Annotated in this window: 2 protein-coding genes; both read left to right on the top strand. The window is 70.1% G+C overall.

What is annotated here, in order from left to right:
- Window positions 1-246 precede the first annotated feature (246 nt).
- Complete coding sequence (dxs, locus tag EBH09_RS28155; RefSeq protein ID WP_121749747.1) at window positions 247-2,169, top strand: 1-deoxy-D-xylulose-5-phosphate synthase; 1,923 nt, start codon at window positions 247-249, stop codon at window positions 2,167-2,169.
- 107 nt (window positions 2,170-2,276) lie between these two features.
- On the top strand, window positions 2,277-3,770 hold a 1,494-nt coding region (locus EBH09_RS28160; protein WP_121751041.1), incomplete at its 3' end, for an amino acid permease.

The raw sequence follows: 3,770 nt of genomic DNA on the forward strand, positions 1-3,770 counted from the left end.
CCACCCCACCGCCCGCCCGAGCTGAGCCCTCGGGCGGGCGGTGGGCTGCCCGCCCGCGCCGTGCACCGGACGACCACGCGTGCCGGGGCGCACCGGGGACGACGGCCGACGGGGCAGTCGTAGAACGGACCGCCGATGGGTAAGGCCGAACGCGTGACGTACGACGCACCGCCCGGACACGTTCCGCCACGGCGGAACATTAGACTCGGGCAGGCCCGGCAACAGCTCTACTGCAAGGAGGCACGGGTGCCGCTGCTGACCCGCATCACGGGACCGCGCGATCTGGACCGGCTCAGCCTGGAAGAGCTGGGCCGGCTGGCAGAGGAGATCCGGACCTTCCTCGTCGACGCCGTCTCCAAGACCGGCGGCCATCTCGGCCCCAACCTCGGCGTGGTGGAGCTCACCCTCGCCCTGCACCGGGTTTTCGACTCGCCGAAGGACAAGGTGCTCTGGGACACCGGCCACCAGTCCTACGTGCACAAGCTGCTCACCGGCCGTCAGGACTTCTCGAAGCTGAAGATGAAGGGCGGCCTGTCCGGCTACCCCTCGCAGGCCGAGTCCGAGCACGACGTCATCGAGAACAGCCACGCCTCCACCGTCCTCGGCTGGGCCGACGGCATCGCCAAGGCCAACCAGGTGCTCGACCGCGACGACCACGTCGTCGCCGTCATCGGCGACGGCGCGCTCACCGGTGGCATGGCCTGGGAGGCGCTGAACAACATCGCCGCCGCCAAGGACCGCCCGCTCGTCATCGTCGTCAACGACAACGAACGCTCCTACGCGCCCACCATCGGCGGCCTCGCCAACCACCTGGCGACCCTGCGCACCACCGACGGCTACGAGCGCTTCCTGGCCCGCACCAAGGAGCTCCTGGAGCGCACCCCGGTCGTCGGCCGCCCGCTCTACGACACCCTGCACGGCGCCAAGAAGGGCCTGAAGGACTTCATCGCCCCGCAGGGCATGTTCGAGGACCTCGGCCTGAAGTACGTCGGCCCGATCGACGGCCACGACCTGGAGGCCCTGGAGTCCGCCCTCACGCGCGCCAAGCGCTTCGGCGGCCCGGTCATCGTGCACTGCCTCACCGAGAAGGGCCGCGGCTACCAGCCCGCCCTGGCGGACGAGGCCGACCGCTTCCACGCCGTCGGCAAGATCCACCCCGACACGGGTCTGCCCATCTCCACCTCCGGCGCCGACTGGACGAGCGTCTTCGGCGAGGAGATGCTCAAGCTCGGCGAGGAGCGCGAGGACGTCGTCGCCATCACCGCGGCCATGCTCCAGCCGGTCGGCCTCGACAAGTTCGCCAAGGCCTTCCCGGACCGCGTCTACGACGTCGGCATCGCCGAGCAGCACGGCGCGGTCTCCGCGGCCGGCCTCGCGCACGGGGGAGTGCACCCCGTCTTCGCCGTGTACGCCACCTTCCTCAACCGCGCCTTCGACCAGGTGCTGATGGACGTGGCCCTGCACAAGTGCGGCGTGACGTTCGTGCTGGACCGCGCCGGTGTCACCGGCACCGACGGTGCCTCCCACAACGGCATGTGGGACATGTCGATCCTCCAGGTCGTCCCCGGCCTGCGGCTCGCCGCCCCGCGCGACGCCGACCAGGTCCGCGCCCAGCTGCGCGAGGCCGTCGAGGTGGACGACGCGCCGACCGTGGTCCGCTTCTCCAAGGGCGCCGTCGGCCCCGCCGTACCGGCCGTCGGCCGAGTCGGCGGCATGGACGTGCTGCGCGCCCCCGGCACCGACACGCCCGACGTCCTCCTGGTCTCCGTCGGCGCCCTCGCGCCGATGTGCCTGGAGGTGGCGGACCTGCTGAACAAGCAGGGCATCTCCACCACCGTGGTCGACCCGCGCTGGGTCAAGCCCGTCGACGAGGCCATGGCCCCGCTCGCCGAGCGGCACCGCGTGGTCGTCACCGTCGAGGACAACTCCCGCGTCGGCGGCGTCGGCTCGGCCGTCGCCCAGGCCCTGCGCGACGCGGGCGTCGACGTGCCCCTGCGCGACTTCGGCATCCCGCCGCGCTTCCTCGACCACGCCTCCCGCGCCGAGGTCCTGGCCGAGATCGGACTCACCGCCCCCGACATCGCCCGCCAGGTCACCGGCCTGGTCGCCAAGCTCGACGGCCGGTACGAACGCTCCGAGGCGGACCCGGTGGAGGCCGGGCGCGACTGACGTACGGCCGGATGGGCAGGTTTCTCCACTCATTGCAGTGGTGAAACCTGCCCATCCGCGTGAATCCGCTCACGTCGGGGCATACGCAGTACGCCCCCCTCTCGATCATGTCGGGGACGACAAGCTCGGAGGTATCCGTGAGCAGCAGCAGTCTCTTCAGGACCAAGAAGATCGAGCAGTCCATCCGGGACACGGAGGAGCCGGAGCACGCGCTCAAGAAATCCCTGTCCGCACTGGATCTGACCGTCTTCGGTGTCGGTGTCATCATCGGCACCGGCATCTTCGTACTGACCGGCACGGTCGCCAAGAACAACGCCGGGCCCTCCGTGGCCCTGGCCTTCGTCGTCGCCGGCGTAGTCTGCGCGCTCGCCGCGCTCTGCTACGCGGAGTTCGCCTCGACGGTCCCGGTCGCCGGCTCCGCGTACACCTTCTCCTACGCCTCGCTCGGCGAACTGCCCGCCTGGATCATCGGCTGGGACCTGGTCCTGGAGTTCGCGCTCGGCACGGCGGTGGTGGCCGTCGGCTGGTCCGGCTACATCCGTTCACTGCTGGACAACGCGGGCTGGCAGTTGCCCGCGTCGCTCGGTGGCCGGGACGGCGCCGAGGGGTTCGGCTTCGACATCCTCGCCGCCGTCCTGGTGCTGGTGCTCACCGGCATCCTCGTCCTCGGCATGAAGCTGTCGGCCCGGGTCACCTCGGTCGTCGTCGCCATCAAGGTGACCGTCGTCCTCATCGTGATCATCGCGGGTGCCTTCTTCATCAAGGGTTCCAACTACGACCCCTTCGTCCCGAAGGCGCAGCCGGTGGAGGCGGGCGGGGGCCTCGACTCGCCACTGATCCAGCTGATGTTCGGGTGGGCGCCGGCCAACTTCGGCGTGATGGGCATCTTCACCGCGGCCTCGGTCGTGTTCTTCGCCTTCATCGGCTTCGACATCGTCGCCACGGCCGCCGAGGAGACCAAGAACCCGCAGCGCGACATGCCCCGCGGCATCCTCGGCTCCCTGTTCATCTGCACCGCGCTGTACGTCGCCGTGTCGATCGTCGTCACCGGCATGCAGCACTACAGCGAGCTGTCCATCGACGCCCCGCTCGCCGACGCCTTCAAGTCCACCGGGCACCCCTTCTTCGCCGGTGTGATCAGCTTCGGCGCCGCCGTCGGCCTGACCACGGTGTGCATGATCCTGCTGCTCGGCCAGACCCGGGTGTTCTTCGCGATGAGCCGCGACGGGCTGCTGCCGCGCTTCTTCTCCCGCGTCCACCCGAAGTTCCGGACGCCGTACCGGCCGACCATCCTGCTCGGCGTGATCATCGCGATCGTCGCCGGCTTCACCAGCCTGAGCGAGCTGGCCGAGCTGGTGAACATCGGCACGCTGTTCGCGTTCGTCATCGTCGCGATCAGCGTGATCATCCTGCGCCGGACCCGCCCCGACCTGCCGCGCGCCTTCCGCACCCCGCTGGTGCCGCTGCTGCCGATCGTGTCGGTCGGCGCCTCACTGTGGCTGATGCTGAACCTGCCCGCCGAGACCTGGGTGCGGTTCGGCGTCTGGATGGCGATCGGCGTCGTCGTGTACTTCCTCTACAGCCGCTCCCACAGCCGCCTG

The organism is Streptomyces sp. E2N166 (assembly GCF_003671715.1).
GTDB classification, from domain to species: domain Bacteria; phylum Actinomycetota; class Actinomycetes; order Streptomycetales; family Streptomycetaceae; genus Streptomyces; species Streptomyces thinghirensis.